Origin of the sequence: Synechococcus sp. W60.1, assembly GCF_047461575.1 — a bacterium.
Classification (GTDB): domain Bacteria; phylum Cyanobacteriota; class Cyanobacteriia; order Thermostichales; family Thermostichaceae; genus Thermostichus.
In genome coordinates this window covers 40015-58104 of record NZ_JANSHL010000003.1, presented here as the reverse complement: position 1 = coordinate 58104, position 18090 = coordinate 40015, and the positions used below count along the sequence as shown (strand labels likewise).

17 protein-coding genes and 2 pseudogenes are annotated in these 18090 nt (G+C 59.2%); 4 read left to right on the top strand and 15 right to left on the bottom strand.

Translation table 11 applies throughout. From position 1 onward, the window contains the following. Positions 1 to 12 precede the first annotated feature (12 nt). The 6 genes and pseudogenes from NW805_RS04185 to ebsA form a co-directional block, all read right to left on the bottom strand. Positions 13 to 552 (bottom strand): hypothetical protein, encoded by a 540-nt coding sequence (locus tag NW805_RS04185; protein WP_414331790.1) that lies wholly within the window; start codon positions 550 to 552, stop codon positions 13 to 15. Positions 553 to 605: 53 nt separating this feature from the next. Then, on the bottom strand, positions 606 to 2945 hold the full coding sequence (locus NW805_RS04180; RefSeq protein ID WP_414421738.1) for a DNA polymerase III subunit gamma/tau: 2340 nt from the start codon (positions 2943 to 2945) through the stop codon (positions 606 to 608). A 175-nt stretch (positions 2946 to 3120) separates the two neighbouring features. Beyond that, entirely contained in the window at positions 3121 to 3660 is a 540-nt protein-coding gene (locus NW805_RS04175; protein WP_414421737.1) for a hypothetical protein, read from the bottom strand. 29 nt (positions 3661 to 3689) lie between these two features. Then, positions 3690 to 4400: a dephospho-CoA kinase gene (gene coaE, locus NW805_RS04170; RefSeq protein WP_414421900.1), complete on the bottom strand. Its 711-nt coding sequence runs from the start codon at positions 4398 to 4400 to the stop codon at positions 3690 to 3692. Positions 4401 to 4417: 17 nt separating this feature from the next. After that, a pseudogene (gene cimA / locus NW805_RS04165) lies at positions 4418 to 6140 on the bottom strand (citramalate synthase). Beyond that, positions 6130 to 6501, bottom strand: a complete 372-nt coding sequence (ebsA, locus tag NW805_RS04160) for a type IV pilus biogenesis protein EbsA (RefSeq protein WP_414332026.1) — start codon at positions 6499 to 6501, stop codon at positions 6130 to 6132. Before ebsA ends, cimA begins: the two are co-directional and overlap by 11 nt. A 466-nt stretch (positions 6502 to 6967) precedes the next feature. Between ebsA and larE the strand changes: the two genes are divergently transcribed. The 3 genes from larE to NW805_RS04145 all read left to right on the top strand — a co-directional run bounded on the left by larE (position 6968) and on the right by NW805_RS04145 (position 10496). Then, a complete protein-coding gene (larE, locus tag NW805_RS04155; RefSeq protein ID WP_414421736.1) occupies positions 6968 to 7888 on the top strand; it encodes an ATP-dependent sacrificial sulfur transferase LarE in 921 nt (306 codons plus the stop codon). 52 nt (positions 7889 to 7940) lie between these two features. Then, positions 7941 to 9773, top strand: coding sequence for a DUF3769 domain-containing protein (locus NW805_RS04150; protein WP_414421735.1), 1833 nt, complete (start codon positions 7941 to 7943; stop codon positions 9771 to 9773). Between the two features lie 441 nt (positions 9774 to 10214). Next, on the top strand, positions 10215 to 10496 hold the full coding sequence (locus tag NW805_RS04145; protein ID WP_414331305.1) for a DUF1830 domain-containing protein: 282 nt from the start codon (positions 10215 to 10217) through the stop codon (positions 10494 to 10496). A 24-nt stretch (positions 10497 to 10520) separates the two neighbouring features. Here the strand turns inward: NW805_RS04145 and NW805_RS04140 are convergent, their stop codons facing one another. The 8 genes and pseudogenes from NW805_RS04140 to NW805_RS04105 form a co-directional block, all read right to left on the bottom strand. After that, positions 10521 to 10910 carry a hypothetical protein gene (locus tag NW805_RS04140; RefSeq protein ID WP_414421734.1) on the bottom strand — a complete coding sequence of 130 codons (390 nt, stop codon included), beginning with the start codon at positions 10908 to 10910 and terminating at the stop codon, positions 10521 to 10523. Positions 10911 to 10941: 31 nt separating this feature from the next. Next, positions 10942 to 11667 (bottom strand): hypothetical protein, encoded by a 726-nt coding sequence (locus NW805_RS04135; RefSeq protein WP_414421733.1) that lies wholly within the window; start codon positions 11665 to 11667, stop codon positions 10942 to 10944. A gap of 41 nt (positions 11668 to 11708) precedes the next feature. Beyond that, positions 11709 to 12278, bottom strand: coding sequence for a DUF3110 domain-containing protein (locus NW805_RS04130; protein WP_414343197.1), 570 nt, complete (start codon positions 12276 to 12278; stop codon positions 11709 to 11711). Positions 12279 to 12367: 89 nt separating this feature from the next. Next, a complete protein-coding gene (locus NW805_RS04125) occupies positions 12368 to 12619 on the bottom strand; it encodes a hypothetical protein (RefSeq protein ID WP_414381985.1) in 252 nt (83 codons plus the stop codon). Between the two features lie 247 nt (positions 12620 to 12866). Beyond that, entirely contained in the window at positions 12867 to 13211 is a 345-nt protein-coding gene (locus tag NW805_RS04120; protein ID WP_414330075.1) for an ArsR/SmtB family transcription factor, read from the bottom strand. Positions 13212 to 13304: 93 nt separating this feature from the next. Beyond that, entirely contained in the window at positions 13305 to 13508 is a 204-nt protein-coding gene (locus NW805_RS04115) for a hypothetical protein (RefSeq protein ID WP_414408983.1), read from the bottom strand. A gap of 40 nt (positions 13509 to 13548) precedes the next feature. Further along, positions 13549 to 13800: pseudogene (locus NW805_RS04110) on the bottom strand (zinc ribbon domain-containing protein); the annotation flags it as partial. A gap of 207 nt (positions 13801 to 14007) precedes the next feature. After that, positions 14008 to 15267, bottom strand: coding sequence for a metallophosphoesterase family protein (locus tag NW805_RS04105; protein WP_238376945.1), 1260 nt, complete (start codon positions 15265 to 15267; stop codon positions 14008 to 14010). Between the two features lie 153 nt (positions 15268 to 15420). Here NW805_RS04105 and NW805_RS04100 point away from each other — a divergent pair, with 153 nt between their 5' ends. Next, a complete protein-coding gene (locus NW805_RS04100) occupies positions 15421 to 15855 on the top strand; it encodes a Fur family transcriptional regulator (RefSeq protein ID WP_414331897.1) in 435 nt (144 codons plus the stop codon). A 47-nt stretch (positions 15856 to 15902) separates the two neighbouring features. Here NW805_RS04100 and NW805_RS04095 read toward each other — a convergent pair whose 3' ends face one another. Then, complete coding sequence (locus NW805_RS04095; protein ID WP_414421732.1) at positions 15903 to 18008, bottom strand: thioredoxin domain-containing protein; 2106 nt, start codon at positions 18006 to 18008, stop codon at positions 15903 to 15905. Positions 18009 to 18090: the final 82 nt, after the last annotated feature.

Sequence of the window (18090 nt, the reverse complement as noted above, 5' to 3'; positions counted from 1 at the left end):
TCTGTGGTTGCGCTAGGTTCCCACCGGACTTGCCCAGACCCAGATGGCGACCATCCCATCCCAGAGCAACAGAAGCAGAGCAAAACATCCTAGGAGCCCGTACATCCAAGGCTGAACGTAGGGGCGCAGCCCGCCAATCTCCAGTTGAGCGTGCCGTCGAATCTCAGCCAACAGCTGCTTGAACCTGGTCACCCGCATCGGCAAAAGTACGCGATCCCCCCCTCGGCTGACCAAGTAATACACCATACCACCCTGGCTGGTGGAGCGGGGCTCAATGCGCTCGATATCGGCCCACCGGATCTGCCACTCCTGCCGCACAAAAGGCGGCACCCAACTGGGGTAGGTGGCCTGCATGCCCTCTTCGTCCAACTGAATCTGCTGGCTCAGGGATCCCAGGACTACCCCCCATCCCAGCAGCAGAGCAATCCAAAGGGATCCCAGCTCAAGAGGTGTTGCCTGTTGCCGAGCCAGCAGGATGGGTAGGGGCAGAACCAGTCCCCAGTACAGAGCCTGCACAGCGCAGCGAATTAAGGGAGAGATGGGGAAGGTCATCGTCGGCAAGATGAGGCTGGCTTTATCAAACTTAAGATAGCGCTAGATAGCGCTTAAAAAGGCACCTCCTCCTCCGAGGACTCCGTCCCGCTGAGGCGAACGGCAAGCTGAGAAGACTGCTCACGCCGGTAGGACGGATTCCTTACTGCATTGGGAAAGTCTACGGGATGAGGACTCCGCCCCGCTGACGCGGACGGCTCTGCTCCTGTTGGCGAGCCGTAGGTCTCACCGGAGAGCAGGTCAGGGGATCCCTCGGCTTCTATAGCCTCTATTGAGGAGAGCTCTTCCGTGGATCCCGTCACGTCAGACTCCAACACCCCTTCCAAATCCACCAAGCTGCCGTTGAAGTGGTCGGCAAAACGGCGGGCAATCTCCGCCAGCTCCTGGGTTAGCTCGAAGGACTGCCCACCGTGCAGGGTGTCGCGGCGCTCTGCACGACTTGGAGAATCGGTCGCGACAGCGGTGCGGAGCACTTTGTTCGCACCGGCGGGAGAAAGTCCTTGGGTTGCCAAGCCGGCCACCTTGGGGCCACCCATAGGATTGTCCCGCTCAGGCTCTGGCGAAGGTGGGCTGGAGTCAGAAGGGGAATGTTGCTGTCGCCGGGCAAGGCCGTGGCTCTGAGGTTCTGCTCTGGGCTCCCTTGAGGAAGCACGACTGTTGGTGCTATCGCTCTGCAACCCCGGCGTGGTGACAGGATCCGGGGCCACGGGGGCGGGGGGCAGGTCTGTTTCTCGGCTGAGCAGTGCCGAGGACTCCGCACCGCTGACGCGAATGGAAACATGCGGCCCGCTGGAGCGCTGCACAATCAAGTTGAGCTGCACAGGGCGCTGCAGCAGGTTGTGGAGCACCGACCGCAGTTCGGCTTCTTTGCTGCGCACTTTTTCCACCAGACCCTTGCTGGGAAAGGCGAGGGTAATTGCTTCAGGAGTCTCTTGGTGCAGGTGGCCGGATCCCATCAGAGCCTTGGTGAGGGGAGAGAGGCGCTTGAGGAACTCGTCCCAGTGGGGGCGCAGCAGCTTGACTGTGGCGGCGTCCCTTGCCGGTTCTCTGGGCTGCTCCGAGGACTCCGTCCGAGTAGCGCGATCTGCCTTCTGGCTCGACGCAACAGCAGGGGAGGCTGAAGGCCCAACAGTTAATTCATCTATCTCACCAACAGTTGATGGGCTTGATGGGCTGATGGTCGCAGCAGGGGCCGGAGGGGCTGTCCCGTCCGGGGGAGTTCTCTGGGGTGCAGGAGATAGGTCAAGGGCTGGGAAAGGACTCCGTTCCGCTGAATCCTCGGCCACCATGCTTGGGCGAAGCTGGCCCAGCAGATCCACCAGGGCAATTTCCAACCACAGTTGGGGCTGTCCGCTTTGGCGAATTTGCGGCTCACACTGGCGCAGATGGCTCTGGGCTGCCAGCAGCATCTCCACCGAGTAGCGAGGGGCCCGTTGCTGCAGGGCTGCCCAGGTGGAGTCCGTTACAGCCACCAACTCCCGTTGCTGGGGGGCTGTCTTGACCAGCAGCAGATCCCGGTAAAGGGCCACCAAGTTCTGCAACAGGGCTAAGGGCTCTTTGCCCCGCTCCAACAATTGTCGAGTTTGGCTGAGCACCGCCTGCACATCCTGAGCCAGCAGCGCATCCATCAGAGCCAAAAGCTGCTGTTCCGGGATCCCGCCCACCAAGTCCCAAACCGCCTCCGGGGTGATGGATCCTTCCAAGAGGCTGAGCTGGTCCAGCAGGCGTTCGGCGTCCCTCAGGCCCCCTTGGGAAAGTTGGGCCACCAGTTGCAGCGCCTTCGGCGTGATAGGGATCCCTTCTTGGGCGGCGATCTTGCCCAGGTGGGCCACCATGTCGTCGAGGGGGATGCGGCGGAAGTCAAACCGCTGACAGCGGGAAACAATGGTGGGCAAAACCCGCTGCGGGTCAGTGGTGGCCAGGACAAATACCACGCGGGGGGGCGGCTCTTCAAGAGTTTTCAGCAAGGCGTTGAAGGCCGCATTGCTGAGCATGTGGCACTCGTCGATGACATAGACTTTGTAGCGGCTGTTCACCGGGGCAAACTGGGCCCGCTCGATCAGCTCGCGGATGTTGTCTACGCCGGTGTTGCTGGCCGCGTCAATCTCGAGAACATCCAGGGAGGCTCCCGCAGTGATGGCGCGGCATTGGCTGCACGCCTGGCAGGGATCCGGCGTCGGCCCCTGTTCACAATTCAAAGACTTGGCCAAGATGCGGGCGCTGGAGGTTTTTCCCGTGCCCCGCGGCCCGCAGAACAAATAGGCAGGCGCCACCCGCCCCAGCCGGATGGCATTGGCCAGCGTTTGCACCACCGCTCCTTGGCCGACCACATCGGCAAAGCGCTGCGGGCGATATTTCAGATGAAGGGGTTCGTACTTGCCGGCAGCAGCCATTTCCGAGATCTCCGGTCGCGATAGTGGGACGGAGTCCTTGCCAGCAGCGCCCCAACCGGAAGAGGAGAGAGCAGAGAGCAAAGAGGAGAGAGAAAAGAGGAAAGAGCCTCACTTCTCTCTTCTCGCTTCTCTCTTCTCATTCTGGCTCCTCGATGAAGGGATCCCTCCCTGCCCATCAAGAGCAGGGCTGGACACCAGGGGGGGAGACCGGCAGAGCTTTTGTGCTCCCCTCTGCTAACGTGACCGGCGGCGGGCCAGGGGACTTGGGATCCCGGCGACGCAGAGAGGGAAGCTGGGGCAGTTGCACTCTCCAGCCGGGCGAGTCAAGCTGATCCATGTGCTGCACGCGGTAGCTGAGCTGGTACAACTCCTTCCTAAGCTGGCGATTCTCGGCCTGGATGGCGGCGATGCGCTCGCGAATGGGCTGAAGGCGGGCCTGCAGCTTGCGCCGGTAGAGCTCCGGCAACTCCTGGATCATCTGCTCCAGCAACTGCTTCTCTTGGTAAAGCTGCTCGATCTCCGCCTCATAGCTGCGAATTTGCCGGTGTTGCTTTTCCTGGCGCAGCTCCAGAAGGTCTATCTGGCCCTGCAAGATGCGATTGCGCTCTCGCAAAAGCTGGATTTCCCGCTCCCGCGCGGCCAGAGCTTGAGCAAACTCCGTCTCGCCAACGCAGCCTGCTTCCTGCATCGTTTCTCCCTCAACCCATCCGTACATGGATACCAAGGGATCCGTCCCACCAGACCCTACCCGTCACTGTATCCGGCCTGCCGAGGTGAGGCAAATGGCCTCTCTAACGCCAAAGCCTGCTTCACCTGGGCTTCCAGCTCGGCCAGGGATCCGGAGTTGTCCAGCACCACATCGGCACGGCGCACTTTTTCCGCCAAAGGCCACTGGCTGGCAATGCGAGCTTCGATTTCTTCCGGCGTCAGGGGATCCCGGCGGGCAAGGCGTTGCCGCTGCTGCTCTGGGGTGCAAGTCACCACCCAAATCTCGCTGGCCCAATTTTCCATGTGGGCTTCAAACAGCAACGGGATCATCAGACAAACGGTTTGGGATCCCTGCCCAGAAAAAAATCCTACCCCGCTACGCTTTTGGGAGGCAGGCTCTTCCTCAAGCGGCACCCCATGGACTTTAGAGCTCTGCTCCGCCAACACGGACAGAAAATCTTGCAGTTGAGCTCTAACGAAAGGGTGGATTTGGGCCTCTAGCCAAGCCCGCTCAGCGGCATCTGCAAACACGATCTGGCCCAACCGCCGGCGATCCAGATCCCCGGAGGGTGTTTGGATGGCCTTCCCATAGCGTTCCAGTACCCGCTCGCGAATGGGGGATCCCAATGCCAAAGCCTGGCGGGCCATTTGATCTGCATCGGCTACTGGGATCCCGTGCTGCTCCAAGATGCGGGCGACCGTGGATTTGCCCGTGCCCACTCCGCCCGTCAGGCCGATGATCCTCATCGAGCTGTAGGCCATAGTCAAGAAGAGGCCGCTGGTGCGGTCATTGCCGTTTGCGCTACTCGGACGGAGTCGTTAGAACGGTGCTCTGCAGAAGCGGGCAAGGGGGAGCTGGGCGGCAGCAGGCTATACTCAAAGCCCTCCACCAAAGCCCGACAGGAGGCCTCGATGATGTTGGTGGAAACCCCCACCGTGGTCCAGCGGCGGTGACCGTCGCTGAACTCCACCAGCACCCGCGTTTTGGCCGAGGTGCCGGCCCGCCCGTCCAAAATGCGCACCTTGTAGTCGGACAGGTGAATCGCTTCCAGTTGGGGATAGAACTCCAGCAGCGCCTTGCGCAACGCCCCATCCAGAGCGGCCACCGGCCCATTGCCTTCCGCCGCCGTCACCCGAGTCTGCCCCTGCACCGCGATTTTCACCGCTGCCAACGATTGCACATCCGTTGCCTCGCCACTGGGATCCATCTCCTGCATGTTCTCCATCTGAGCGCGGTGGTGGTCGTCACGTTGAAGCTGCAGACACCTCAAAAGGATGGGAGCGTTGTCCCAGCAAGCCCCGCACCAACAGCTCAAAGCTGGCCTCAGCAGCCTCAAACTGATAGCCCTGCAGCTCCAAAGTTTTCAGCCGCTCCAAAATCAAGCGCGCCTGTGGATCCGACTTCTCCAGCCGGATCCCGAATCCGGCCATTTTGTGGAGGATGTTGCTCAGCCCCGCCTGTTCCGAGACCACAATGCGGCGACAGTTGCCCACTTGCTCCGGGGCGATGTGCTCGTAGGTGAGGGGGTTTTTCTGAACGGCGCTGACGTGGATCCCGCCCTTGTGGGCAAAGGCCGATAGGCCCACAAACGGAGCATGGTCATCCGGGGCCAAATTGACCACCTCGCTGATGGAGCGGGAGATCTCCGTCAGGTGTTGCAGCTTCTCTTGCGGCAGACAGCGATAGCCCAGCTTCAGTTGCAAGTTGGGAATGACGCTGCACAGGTCGGCATTGCCGCAGCGTTCCCCATAGCCGTTGATGGTGCCCTGCACCATGCGCGCCCCTGCCTGCACCGCCGCCAGGGCATTGGCCACAGCAGTGCCGGAGTCGTTGTGGGTGTGGATCCCTAGGGGCAAGTGCTGCAGGTGATGGGATTCTGCCAAGACAGCTGCCGTGATCGCCGCAATCTCGTGGGGCAGGGATCCGCCGTTGGTATCGCAGAGAACCAGCCACTCCGCCCCCGCCGCCGCCGCTGCCGCTAGGGTTTGCAGGGCATAGTCGGGGTTGTGGCGGTAGGCGTCGAACCAGTGCTCGGCATCGTAGATGACCCGCCGCCCCTGGGATCGCAGATAGGCAATGGTGTCGCGGATCATGGCCAGGTTTTCCTGCAGCGTGGTGCCCAGGCCCTCGGTGACGTGGAGATCCCAAGACTTGCCGAAGACGGTTATATAGCGGGTGCCCGCCGCCAAAATGGCCTGCAGCATGGGATCGTCTGCCGCCCGCCGCCCCGGCTTGCGGGTAGAACAAAAAGCCACCAGCTCGGCTTGCTCTAGGGGCTCTTCCCGCATCTGCCAGAAAAACTGCACATCCTTGGGATTGGCTCCTGGCCAGCCCCCTTCAATAAACGGGATCCCCAGCCGATCCAGCAGCTTGGCAATCTGTAACTTGTCTTGCACCGACAGCGATAGACCCTCTCGCTGGGCCCCATCCCGCAGTGTGGTGTCGTAGAGAGTGATGGTGGCTGAGCAACCCAGATCAATCTTCATATCGCATCAGTTTCTTGTAAAAGGCGGTGGAGAAATCCGGCTGTTGTCCGCGCTGCACCAAAGAGACGACATCAATCAGATAATCCACAAACTCGTAGTTGGCGATGGAGAGCTGATAGGTGAGATCTGCATCCTGAGCAAAGATCACCTGAACCACCGTCAGATCCGAGGGCAACGGGGACATGTGCCAACTGGCCAAGAAGCGGACAGGCTCTTCCCCCTCGATGGCCCTCTGCCCTTCCAGGCTGGCTTTTTTGTAGAGGCCCACCGCGAGGGCTAGGTACTGTCGGCGGGCAACGGCGTAATAGGGCTGATAGACGGCCACTTCTGGCGGGCTAGCGGGTTCAAGTTGCAAAGCCATAGTGCGCTAGGAGAGGGGTACAGCTTTTTCTGACTTCATGAAGTTCTACAAAATGGGTGGGATCCCCATAGCCAAGAGAGATCTCTGCATTGGCTGTAGCAAGTGTCGCCGGAAAAAGCTGTGAGGTCAATTGTGGCAGAGAACCCAGAAAAAATTATAAGGGGCCACTGCAACCCATTTCATTCAGCGTATCGCGAAGCGGTGCGGTTCCCGGTAGGGTGCCGGAGGCATAGCACAATCGCGACAGCAGGTCAGCGGACTACGGATAGATTGCCCAATTGTCTACTTTTCCTTGAGGGATCCCGCATCCCATGCTGGGGAGAAGCGTTGGAAAGTCGGGGATCTCTGGGAAAGAATAGAAAGAGGGGGGATCCCTGCCCCTGATAGCAACCGGCTTTTCTCCTGCCGGCGGTGGCGAGACGGTGCCCTTGCTTGGTTCTCCAAACGTTTGGCATCTCCTGGCTTCATGAACACAACCCAAGACCCAACCGCTTCTCGTCTCGACCTTCTCCCCCCGGGAGAGGGAGGAACAACGGCCAACCTCCTGCTGGAGTGGGATCCCGTCCTGCAGCGCAAGTTCCAGCAGCTTGTCCAGATCTTCGCCGAGATGGAGCAGGTCTTGGTGGCCTACTCTGGGGGGGTTGATAGCAGCCTGGTGGCCAAGTTGGCCTGCGATCAGTTGGGGGAGCGGGCCCTGGCCGTCACCGCTGCTTCTCCTTCGCTGCTGCCGGAAGATTTGGAGGAGGCAATTCAGCAGGCTCGGCAAATCGGGATCCGCCATCAGATTGTCGAAACCCACGAGCTGGAGGATCCGAGCTACGCTGCCAACCCTGTTAACCGGTGTTACTTCTGCAAAAGTCACTTGCACGATACCTTGCGCCTGTTGGCCCAAGCCCAGGGATATAACCATGTGGTGGATGGTCTCAATGCCGACGATCTGGCCGATTACCGACCGGGGACACAGGCAGCTCGGGAGCGCGGCGTGCGTTCCCCTTTGGCGGAGGTGGGGATGAGCAAGCTGGAGGTGCGGCAATTGTCTCGCCACCTGGGGCTGTCTTGGTGGGATAAACCGGCCCAACCCTGCCTCAGCTCCCGCTTTCCGTATGGAGAGGCGATCACCGCCGAGAAGCTACGTCGGGTGGGAGCGGCAGAGCGCTACTTGCGCAGCTTGGGTTGGCGGCAGGTCAGGGTGCGCTCGGAGAAGGACACCGCCCGCATCGAACTTCCTCCGGATCAGATCGTGGAGTTTGTGCAGAAAACCAATCTGGAAGCGCTGGTCAAGGCCCTGCAATCCTTCGGCTATCTCTATGTCAGTCTCGATTTGGAGGGCTACCGCAGCGGCAAGCTCAACCGAGTCCTCAACCTTTCCCAGTTGGCCACAAGCTAGCGGGCTGGGGAAGCCGTAGGGGATCTGTGTTGAAGTTTTGCGCCGGGTGATTATGAGAGGGTTGCGGTTGCTCTGGCTCTGCTTGGGGGTGCTGGGGTTGGCAGTTGCCGGCCCTACTGCGGCTCAGGTGGAGTCCCAGAAGAAGGGGGGCGCTCAGCCCATGGATACGACTGACCTCAGCGCCGTTGCCGACCGAACGTTACGGCTGCGTTCTGACCGGCAAACCTTCGATCAACGGGCGGAAGTTTTCCAGGCGGAAGGCAATGTGGAGATGCGGCTGGGCCGCTCTGTGTTGCGGGCGGATCGCCTGCGCATTGAGCTGCGACAGCGGCGGGCTGTGGCCGAGGGCAATGTTTCTATTCAACTGGATCGGCAGCGCATTCAGGGATCCCGGCTGGAATACGACTTTGAGCAGGAGCGGGGGTTTTTGGAAGAGGCCTTCGGGCAGGTGGATATTGGCCAGTTGCAGGCCAGTGGATCCCCGGCAGCCGCTTTGGCGCCAGAGCGGTTGGTGCGCTTTCGTGCCGTTCGCATTCGCTTCGATGCCAACACCTGGGAAGGAGAACAGGTGCGGCTGACCAACGACCCGCTGGATCCGCCGGAGTTGGAGATTCGTAGCCCACGGGTGACTTCCACCCTGCAAGCCGATGGCTCCAGCCTTTTGATTGCCGAGGCCGGCCAACTGGCCTTCGACCAGGTCTTGTTTCTGCCTCTGCCCATTCGGTTGCGCTTCGACTCATTAAACCGTCAGCCTCCGGTCAGCATCTTCTACGACGATTTCGACCGACAAGAATTGCGACGGGGCCTGATCCTGCAACCCAACTTCGAGCTGCTGCGGGATCCCAATGTGAGCTTGGTGCTCTCCCCGCAACTGTATCCACAACGTCTTTGGGGCAGTGAGCAGGGCCTTTTGGATGGGATCGGGCTGCGGGCCGATTTTCGTTGGCGGCAACCGGAAGCCAACGCTCAAACCTCGCTGTTTGCCGAGCTGCGGGGGATCGTCTTCCAGGAGTTTGCTCAGCGCTTGCGAGCCCAGGTCGAACACCGCATCACCACCGGCGATGGCGGAGAAGTCGCCTACACCTACGCCTATCGGGAACGCTTCTTCAGCGGTCGCCTGGGGTTTCAAATTGTGGAAAACCGCCTCGGTGCCAGCTACCGCTCACCTACCCTGCGCCTAGGGAATACCGGCTTGGATCTCAGCTACCGCATAGCCGTCGACTACATTGATGCCTTGGGGCAGCCGGATGAAATCGACACGGATCCGGAGTTGGCCTTAGCCAACACCACCGACCGCATTCAGCTCTCCCGCCTGCAACTGGGGGCAACCTTGAATCGCTCCTTTCCCCTCTGGAGCCCTCCCAAGACGGCGGCGGATCCCCCACCCCGCTTTTCCGCTCTACCCATCGAGCAAGGGATCTGGCTCAGCACCGGTGTGAGCAGCAGCCAGTCTTTTTACTCCAATGGCCGAGCCCAGAGCTATACTGCCGGCAGTATTGGCATTGATGCGGTGATCGGGGCTTTCGTGGCCGATACCTTCGACTACACCAACCTGAGGGTGACCTACTCCAACGGTTTTCTGGCCGGAGCCTCGCCATTTTTGTTTGACCGCATCACCACGCGGGAACAGCTCGTCCTGGGCTTTTTGCAACAACTGTACGGCCCGCTGCGGGTGGGGGCAGAGACGACGGTAGATTTGCAGTCAGGCCAGCAGGTGGATGTCGTCTATCGCCTGGGCTATGACCGCCGCACCTATGGCTTCAGCCTGCAATACAATCCGGTGCGCCAGTCGGGGGCTCTGGAGCTGCGGGTGGAGGGCCTGAACTGGGATCCCGGCCAATCCTCGCCGCAGCCGACGACGGGATCGAGGATCCAAGAGCCCTGATCCCCAAACTCCAAGGGAACGGAAAAATGTAATCCTGACTACTACTCTGTGGAGATTTTCTATGAGAAATTACCCCAACTTGGGGAGAAATCCTACCTCAAATCTGCCTTGAATTGCAGAACCCTTCTGGACATCGAAACGGTAAGGTAAGATACAGAAGTTACAGTCATTTTAAACAGGAATGAGACCTTTCCGTGGCATTGCTTCCTAACTCTCCTCTCCCAAAGGAGAGGGGCTGGTGGTGAAGGATGACTCCCTCTGTAAGCGGCGCGGAACGCTTGGGAAGTGTTTCAATCTAGTTTGGAATGACTATGAATGACTATGTTTTTCCAGGATTGATTTCTGCCAGTTGGGATCGCCGTATCGCAGACTACCGCAGTGATCCCCAGACGGTGTTAGGGTAGATGGTAGGCTGAGCAACGTGGGCTGGTAATCTGAATTATGCAAACACTCGATGCAATCCCCGATAAAAAACGAGCAGAGCGAATAACCTGTAGCTACATCAATGCGACCAGCTCCATTCAGGTGGTTCGCATCACGAATATCGAAAACTGGTACTTTGAGCGGGTGGTCTTTCCAGGCCAGCGGCTGCTCTTTGAAGCGGTGCCTGGAGCCAAGCTAGAGATTCACACGGGCATGATGGCCAGCTCTATTCTGGCGGATACCATCCCCTGTGAAAAGCTGCGCGTTCGAGAAACGGAGCCGGTGACTGCGGGCGCCTAGATCTCCAGAGGCCAGGGGTGCGGACTAGGTTTCGCGGCCTTGCTGCTTTCTCTCTTCTCTTTCCGAACTGGGGGAAGGCTGAGGTGAGGGGCTGGCGGAGCGGCGGGGCTTGGGAGGTAGGGGGAGCTCCAGGAAACGGGCGCTCAATCTCACCAGGCTGGTCTCTTGGGGCGGCCAAGGGATCCCCAACCAACGGGCTGTGAGCTCCAGCAAGCTGGGGGGTGGTGTCGGGGTAGGAGTTGGTGTTGGTGATGGGGTGGGATAGAGATCCAGGCGCGGTGGCCGTGGGGTGCTGACCCGAAAAGCATCGGGAGGGGGTTGGGTCAGGGGTACATTCGGATCCCCGCATCCCAGCAAGCCCAGTCCGCCGGCAAGCAACAGGCCGTACAATTTTCGAGTGCCTCTACTGCCCATGAATACGCTGCTGGACACCTCCAACAGGGTATCATCGAGAGCCCAAGGTTCTGAGCTGAGCTTGTAGATCTGCCTCCAGGCCGGACAGCTCACGAGCCAGGGTTGCGTAGCGGTTGCCAGTCAAGTTTTTGGCGGTAAATTGCTCCAACAGTTGCTGATCCCGGGCAACCATTTGGTTGAGATACTGAGCCACAGAGGCTTGTGGATCCTCGATCAAAGCTCGGCACACCTGTAGGGCCATCACCAGTTGGGCCCGCACTTGTAAAAACAGCGATTGGATGTACTTCTGCTCGGCCTCACTGAGTTGCCGAAAATCTCGCCAATGCTGCCCCCCCTGCAGCGATTGCCGAAGCTCGTTGACCCAGTGGTTGTAGTCTTTTACCTTGCGGGCCAGATCGGTGGCAAACTTCATCATCTCAGGGGTGCTGTTGAGCAGGTGGGCCTCCTGCCAACGCTGGCGGATGCGATGCAGGCTTTTTCCCAAGCGCAGGCTGACTCTCAGGATCCCCAGCACGAGCAGCAGCAGGATCCCGGCAGCCGCGGTATAGGACACCCAAGAGCCGGGATCCCGCATCCCCAAGAAGATGACCAAGGCTATTGCTATCAAACCAAAGGCCAGCATGCCCCAGGAGCGTAGCCGCTGTTGCTGCAGACGCAGGTACTCCGCCCGCAAATCAAAGGCCTCGCAGCAAGCGTCCAGATCGGCGGCCATGAGCTGGCGAAACTCGTCCACAGAGATCGGTTCCACACTAATCATCGAGGGCACCCTTAACGCAAGTGGATCGAGGCCAAACAGCATCAAGACCTGCCCTGCCAATCACGGGCAGCTTCCGTGCTTTCTTGTAGGGGCTCCAGCGTTTCGCTGGCCGGAACCACCATCAACCCATACCCTCCGCTGCGGCAAAAATCGACGATCTCCTGCGTGTCAAACCGTTCTGCCACGGGCTTGGGCAGTCCCTGTTGAGCCAACCGCTGCGCATATTTTCTTGCCGCAAACGAGCTCTCGAAAGCAATGACGATATCTTGACCCCCAACCTGGCGCGTGCAGATTCCCTCCTGCCCGTTGGCTTGGTAAAGCAGCACAATCACCTGGGGGGGCAAGTCCTCTGGGCTGACCCAAGACAAACCCTTCTCAGCCTGGGATCCCCCGCTAAGCAATACATCCCGCGCCTCATTCAGCCGCGCCAGTTGCGCCTCTAGCAAGGGTCTTTGTCGCTCGTCCTCCAGTTCTGCGAGGGCAGTACTGAGGGTTTGGTATTCCTGAAACAGTCGCCCCCGGATCTGCCGCTCGGTTGCGTCCGGCGGAAGGTTGAGAATCTGAAGGGCTTCGGCGGTGTTCATCATGGGCTCTGATTTATTCAAAATCATTGCCTAGACTAGCTGCTTTGAGAGTCTCTGGAGAGAAATTCTCCTATGATCGTGGCTGCCCGCTTTCTCGGCCAGAAGAGAGGGTGGACTCACCGTTCGCGCCAGCGGGCCGGAGGCCTTGTGCGGCGATGATTACTTCCATCTTGGGGCTGCTCAGCAGGGGAATTGACCTGGGGTTGGTCAGATAAAGAGGGAAGGGGGAAGCCCAACTCAAAAGCCTCTCGTGCCAGCAAAGCCAGCAGAGATGGATTCAACTGGGCGCGTTTCACCCGCTCCTTGAGGCGATTCCACAGGTGTGCTCGGTGGATGCGTTCCAACTCTTCTCGCTGTTCACGTATCATGTTGTTCCCACCTCTCTTGTATCAATCCTAACTAAGCAACAGGGGAGCTGGTGTCAGGGAACTTTGATGGATTTTAGGAGATGGGATCCTCATTTTCTCCGAGTTGACCCGCCGGGATCCCTGGGGTTGCCAGCAGGGAACACCATTCACATCTGTAATTTCTTGTGTTGCAGCAAGCCCGTCTTCGGAATGTACAAGGGCGGGATCCGACAGTTTTTCTAGGGACATTTTGGGATCCCTGCGCGCCTTAGAGGTCTTCCACACAGGGAACTGCGGCCTTGACAGGGCCAGCTTGCCCCAATCTATCCAAAAAATGCTGCAGGAGCTGAAAACCGGGTGGGTTGAGGCTGTAGTAAATCCAGCGCCCCTGCTGGCGAGCATTGACCAATTTCGCATCCCGCAGGGTTTTGAGATGAAACGAGAGCTTGGATTGGCTCACCTTCAGCTCCTCGCAGAGATCACAAACACACAACTCACGCCCCTGCAGCAGTTGCAGCACACGCAGGCGAATCGGGTCAGAGAGGGCGTGGAATCCCTCCCGCACCTGCTCATCTGTCAAATTCCCCTCTACCTCAACCAGGAACGAAACCATCATTCAACCAGGGTAGCAGGAGTTTTGCGCTGCGGCTGCTGATGGATTCGATGGCAGGGGAAAGGCGCGACAATCAACCAGTTTGGCAGCATCTCACTCGAAGGCAAGCAAATACAGACCTTCCGGTTCAGAAGGGATCAGTTGATACGGATCCTTCTGATTGGCCTGTTCACAGAGATTGGCAAAAGACTGCAAACCTTCCAAGCGTTCCGTGAGTTCGCTGAGGGTATCGAGGTACTCCGCCAAGCCCGCTTGAGTCAGGTACCAAGATTTGTCCAGCTCTCGGAAATAGGTCATGTAAACTACCCGACCCTGACTGCTTCGCAGTACAGGGCAGGCTTTCGGTAGCCCTGTAGTTGGCAAGCCAACCACGTTCGCGAAGCGAGCCGTAGGCTTGACCTCTAGGCTGGTTTACAGCAGCCCCCAAAAGCGCAATCACATTTGCACCGTTAAAATCAGCATCCCCTTCCCAACCACAATGCCCGCACTTAAATCCCTTCCCATCCCGGTACGACTTACCAGAGTCGGGATGAATGGGCAAGCATTTGTGGCAAGTCTGTGAGGTATAGGCCGGTGGTACAGTTACCACTTTCTTCACAAGCTCTCCACAGTTTCGCTGAAATCAATCACTGGGATCCGTTATGCGAGAGACACAGTTGCACCGGCTATGGCTGGTGTTGCTGGAAAAAGCTGCTTTGAATCATCTGTTGAAAAGCCTGGGCTGCTCGCGAAGTGTGCAGAACCCTCGCGAGAGCATCTACAAACGGCTCATCAATCTTTTGCCAAGACGGAGACGTTAATCCCGACAAAGGGATCCAATACGAGCTTGGCAGGTGGCGATTTCTTGGGGGGTGAGGTTGTCCCAATTGACGTCGCGGCGCAGCACCAAGCCATTGTGCCCAGTGATGAAACGGGGCAGCTCTGCTTGGTCGATCACGCTCAGATCCCGCATGTGATAGGTAGTGTAATAGGTAACATCTGGGCTCTCGAAATCCACGTCGATAAGGGTGAGGGTCTTGCGGGGGGGCAGAGGGCTGCCCAAGAGGGGACGAGGGCCAGAGCCGAGAATGCCGCAGTGAAGCAGTTGCAGTTGCCCTTTGTGGCCAGGGTAGTAGCCGTGGTCGTGGCCGCTGATGTAGGTGTGGACGCGGTACTTCTCCAGCAAAGCCCGTTTGGCATCCGCCTCCAGCAGCACTTCTCCCGGATCGTCGCGCCCGACAGTGATGGCGTAGAGGGGCAGATGGCCGATGACAATGCGCAACTTGGCCTTCTGAGCCCGTTCGCTGGCCAGAGCCGCTTCCGCCCAGGCCATTTGTTCGGGCGGGATGTAATTGCAGGTGGCATCCCAGACTAGGTAAAACACATCGTCTTTTTCAAAGGTGTAGTAGAAGGGAAAGTCCCCCCGATCCACAAAGTTCAAACCTGGGTCGTGGGCCGGATCGTTCCAAAACTCGCGGGCCAGATCCCGTTCTTTTTGAAAGAGAAAGCCGCCCCGCGTGGTGCGGGCACAGGAAGCATCGTGATTGCCCAAGGTAAAGCCGTAGGGAAGTTTGGCCGCACGGATTGGGCCAGCCACATGCCGGTCGAAGGCTGCCCACATGGCGCGAATGCGCTCCTCCGACAGGCGGGGATCCTGACCGGCCACCATATCTCCTCCTCCCAAAACAATATCCGGCTGAAGATAGGGGATGAGGCCGATGCCCCGATCCACCTCTGGGTCGTATTCCACCGAGCCGTAGATGCCGTTCATGTCACTGATGACCAAGAGGCGCAGATCTCGGCGGGGGGGGATGTAGAGGCCATGGGGGGCATCTGGATGGGGGACGACGGTGGGGGTGGGCTGGGGGGTAGGAGAGGGGAGAGCGGCTCTAGGGGATCCCATCCCTGGAGCTAGATGAGAGGGCTGCTGCCGACTGGCCCAATAGGCTCCTGCCAATCCACTGCTGCTGGCCAACCCCAACAAACCCAGAATTACCTTGCGCCGCTGCATGATCTTTGCCCCCAACACTCCAGCGGTATTGTAGAAAATCAAAAGGCTGATGTTGGGCTCTTCCATCTGCGCACGGCCTGGACTCGGCTCGAAGATGGCTATGCGCGGCAGCGCTTGTAGAGTTCGGGGTGTTTTTTGAACAACTGTTGACGCACAAATGCTACCTTGGTAGAGATGAGCAACTACCTATCTCAGACTCGGTATGACTTGAGGTTTTCCATGCCTCGCCCCTTGGATTCTTTGGAAGCTGCTTTGGAACGGTGCCGGGAGTGCAATCTGCGTTTGAGCCGACAGCGCCGTTATATCCTGGAGCTGCTGTGGCAGTGTGGCGAGCACCTCTCCGCCCGCGAGATTTACGATCGCCTAAATCAGCAGGGCAAACCGATTGGCCACACGTCCGTTTATCAAAACCTGGAAGCTTTGGCCAGCCACAACATTGTCGAGTGCTTGGATCGTGCCGATGGGCGCCGCTACGGCAACCGCACCCATCCTCACAGCCACGTGAACTGTCTGGATAGCAACCGCATCTTGGATGTGGACGTGGAGCTGCCGCCTGAACTGCTGGCCCAAGTGGAGCAACAAACGGGCACCCGCATCCAAAGTTACCGCATTGAGTTTTTTGGGGTGGAAAAGCCTGCGGAGCCCCAGCAGTAACCTTGGCAAAGGGATCCCTGCTGCCCTGAGCAAAAGTTGGGCAAAGGTCAGTAAGCTCGATTTTGGCCTTTGCCGATTTGCGACTGGATTTGCTCGAGAGAACTGGCAGGGGCCAGGCATTTGTTGCCCCAGCACACCAGCCCTAGAGCTCCTTCCGGCAGAGGTTCGGCTTCGGTGGGGAGAGCAAAGACGGTGGTGGGCCAAGATCGTTGCTGAAAGGCGGGAATGGAATCGGCCTCCAGGGTGACTTTCACCCAATTGCTGTACCAATCCAGTCCGGCAAAAAGGCTGGGGCAGGTGCGCGGCTGGGTGCTCATGATGTGGGCAAAGGTTTTCAAGGCCTGCTCTGCCCGCTCCAGGTAGTCCAGATCTCCAGTGAGGGCGGCAAGGCGCACCAGGTTGGCAATGGCCACCCCATTGGCTGCAGGGGTAGCGTTGTCCTGGAACTCCTTCTCTCGCACCAACAGCTCAGGGGCACTCTGGGCATCGCTGACAAAGTATCCCCCCCTGGCCGGATCCCACAGTTGCGTATCCATCTCCTGCTGGAGCTGGAGGGCAGCCTGTAACCAGTCTTGAGGGGTGGGATCCCCCACCAGAGGCAGGCAGGCTTGCTGCAAGTCCAACAGGGCCTTGATCAGCAGGGCGTAATCTTCCGATTTGGCGGGCACCTGAGCTGTGCCATCGTAGTTCAGGCGCAACAGGGATCCGGTCTCAGGGTGGCGCTGCTGGCTGAGGATGAATTGGGCAGCCCGCAGAGCGAATTGCAGATAGTCTGCGTTGCCGAACACTTGATAGGCCCGCGCCAGGCCGGAGATCATCAAGGCGTTCCAAGAGACGATCATCTTGGTGTCGGTGACAGGTGGGATTCGCCCCGGCCAGGATTGCAGACGGGCCGATTGGGCATCCACTGCCGGAGGGAAGGGAACTCGTCGCTCCGCAGAGCCATAGCGTGCCTGAAACAGATGGGTGGTCAAGGCGGCTTCAACTTCTGGCGGCAACGCTCCTCCCTGTTTGCGCTGCAAGACGATGCAGCCGGGCCGATCGGGGAAGTTGCCCCCCGGCGATAGGTCAAACGCCTGCTGCAAGGCGCGGAAGGTTTCTTCCCCCAAGAGATCCTGCAGCTCCTGCCAGCGCCAGACGTAGAACTCTCCCTCTTCCGGCTCCCGATCCTCTGCTCGGGCAAAGCTGTCGGCATCTTGAGCGGCGTAGAAGTATCCGGCAGGGGCGGTCATCTCCCGCGCCACCCACTCCACCGTCAGCCGCACCGCCCGCTCGATGGCCGGATCTTGGATACCGTGCGCCCACAGATCGGAGAGAAACTCTAGGATCTGCCCGTTGTCGTAGAGCATCTTTTCAAAGTGGGGCACCGTCCAGGTGGGATCCACGGTGTAGCGGTGAAATCCTCCGGCCACATGGTCGAAGATCCCTCCCAGCACCAAGGCCATGCCTCGCTCTTTGGCCCGTTCCAGAGCGCTCTGCGAGCCGGGGATCCCTTCTGGTGGGTCGAAGCGGGCCGAACGCAATACCAACTGAGCGTAGGGCATCATGGGAAATTGCTGCACCGCCCCGGCATTGGCGAGCAAAGGCTGGATCTTAGGGATCCCAGAGCGCAGCAGGTCGGCGGGAATGTGGTCTTCCGGCACCAGGTCGCTGAGGGTGGTCAGAGCCGTCAAAATCTGGCCTTTCATCTCCTCTATTTTTTCCTTTTCCTGCCGGTAAAACTGCAGGATGCGCTGCAGCAAGGCCAGAAACCCCGGGCGGCCAAAGCGGGGCTCTACAGGAAAATAGGTGCCGGCGTAAAAGGGCACCAGGTCATCGGGCGTGAGGAAAACATTGAGGGGCCACCCCCCCTGCCCGCTCATGAGCTGCAACGCCTGCATGTAGATGCTGTCGAGATCCGGCCGCTCCTCGCGATCCACCTTGATAGGCAAAAAATGGGCATTCAAAAAGGCGGCAATTTCAGGGTTGGAGAAGGCCTCGCCCTCCATGACCGTACACCAGTGGCAACTGGAATAGCCGATGGACAGAAAAATCGGCCTATCCTCGGCCCGGGCTTTCTCCAGAGCCTCTGGGATCCAAGGCCACCAATCCACCGGGTTCTCGGCGTGCTTGCGCAAGTAAAGGCTGGAACTTGTGGCGAGGCGATTGGCCATGAGTACCCCCTCTCACCCTTTTTGCTTTTCAGGCTAGCGCGTTCTCCTGCCGAGGCCGAACCAACCCACTGTCGTTCAAGAT

Excerpts from the sequence above, each read along its gene's own strand:
- NW805_RS04185 (WP_414331790.1), bottom strand. The coding sequence starts at position 552 with ATGACCTTCCCCATCTCTCCCTTAATTCGCTGCGCTGTGCAGGCTCTG.
- NW805_RS04180 (WP_414421738.1), bottom strand. The coding sequence starts at position 2,945 with ATGGCTGCTGCCGGCAAGTACGAACCCCTTCATCTGAAATATCGCCCG.
- NW805_RS04175 (WP_414421737.1), bottom strand. The coding sequence starts at position 3,660 with ATGTACGGATGGGTTGAGGGAGAAACGATGCAGGAAGCAGGCTGCGTT.
- coaE (WP_414421900.1), bottom strand. The coding sequence starts at position 4,400 with ATGAGGATCATCGGCCTGACGGGCGGAGTGGGCACGGGCAAATCCACG.
- ebsA (WP_414332026.1), bottom strand. The coding sequence starts at position 6,501 with ATGGCTTTGCAACTTGAACCCGCTAGCCCGCCAGAAGTGGCCGTCTAT.
- larE (WP_414421736.1), top strand. The coding sequence starts at position 6,968 with ATGAACACAACCCAAGACCCAACCGCTTCTCGTCTCGACCTTCTCCCC.
- NW805_RS04150 (WP_414421735.1), top strand. The coding sequence starts at position 7,941 with ATGAGAGGGTTGCGGTTGCTCTGGCTCTGCTTGGGGGTGCTGGGGTTG.
- NW805_RS04145 (WP_414331305.1), top strand. The coding sequence starts at position 10,215 with ATGCAAACACTCGATGCAATCCCCGATAAAAAACGAGCAGAGCGAATA.
- NW805_RS04140 (WP_414421734.1), bottom strand. The coding sequence starts at position 10,910 with ATGGGCAGTAGAGGCACTCGAAAATTGTACGGCCTGTTGCTTGCCGGC.
- NW805_RS04135 (WP_414421733.1), bottom strand. The coding sequence starts at position 11,667 with ATGATTAGTGTGGAACCGATCTCTGTGGACGAGTTTCGCCAGCTCATG.
- NW805_RS04130 (WP_414343197.1), bottom strand. The coding sequence starts at position 12,278 with ATGATTTTGAATAAATCAGAGCCCATGATGAACACCGCCGAAGCCCTT.
- NW805_RS04125 (WP_414381985.1), bottom strand. The coding sequence starts at position 12,619 with ATGATACGTGAACAGCGAGAAGAGTTGGAACGCATCCACCGAGCACAC.
- NW805_RS04120 (WP_414330075.1), bottom strand. The coding sequence starts at position 13,211 with ATGGTTTCGTTCCTGGTTGAGGTAGAGGGGAATTTGACAGATGAGCAG.
- NW805_RS04115 (WP_414408983.1), bottom strand. The coding sequence starts at position 13,508 with ATGACCTATTTCCGAGAGCTGGACAAATCTTGGTACCTGACTCAAGCG.
- NW805_RS04105 (WP_238376945.1), bottom strand. The coding sequence starts at position 15,267 with ATGGAAGAGCCCAACATCAGCCTTTTGATTTTCTACAATACCGCTGGA.
- NW805_RS04100 (WP_414331897.1), top strand. The coding sequence starts at position 15,421 with ATGCCTCGCCCCTTGGATTCTTTGGAAGCTGCTTTGGAACGGTGCCGG.
- NW805_RS04095 (WP_414421732.1), bottom strand. The coding sequence starts at position 18,008 with ATGGCCAATCGCCTCGCCACAAGTTCCAGCCTTTACTTGCGCAAGCAC.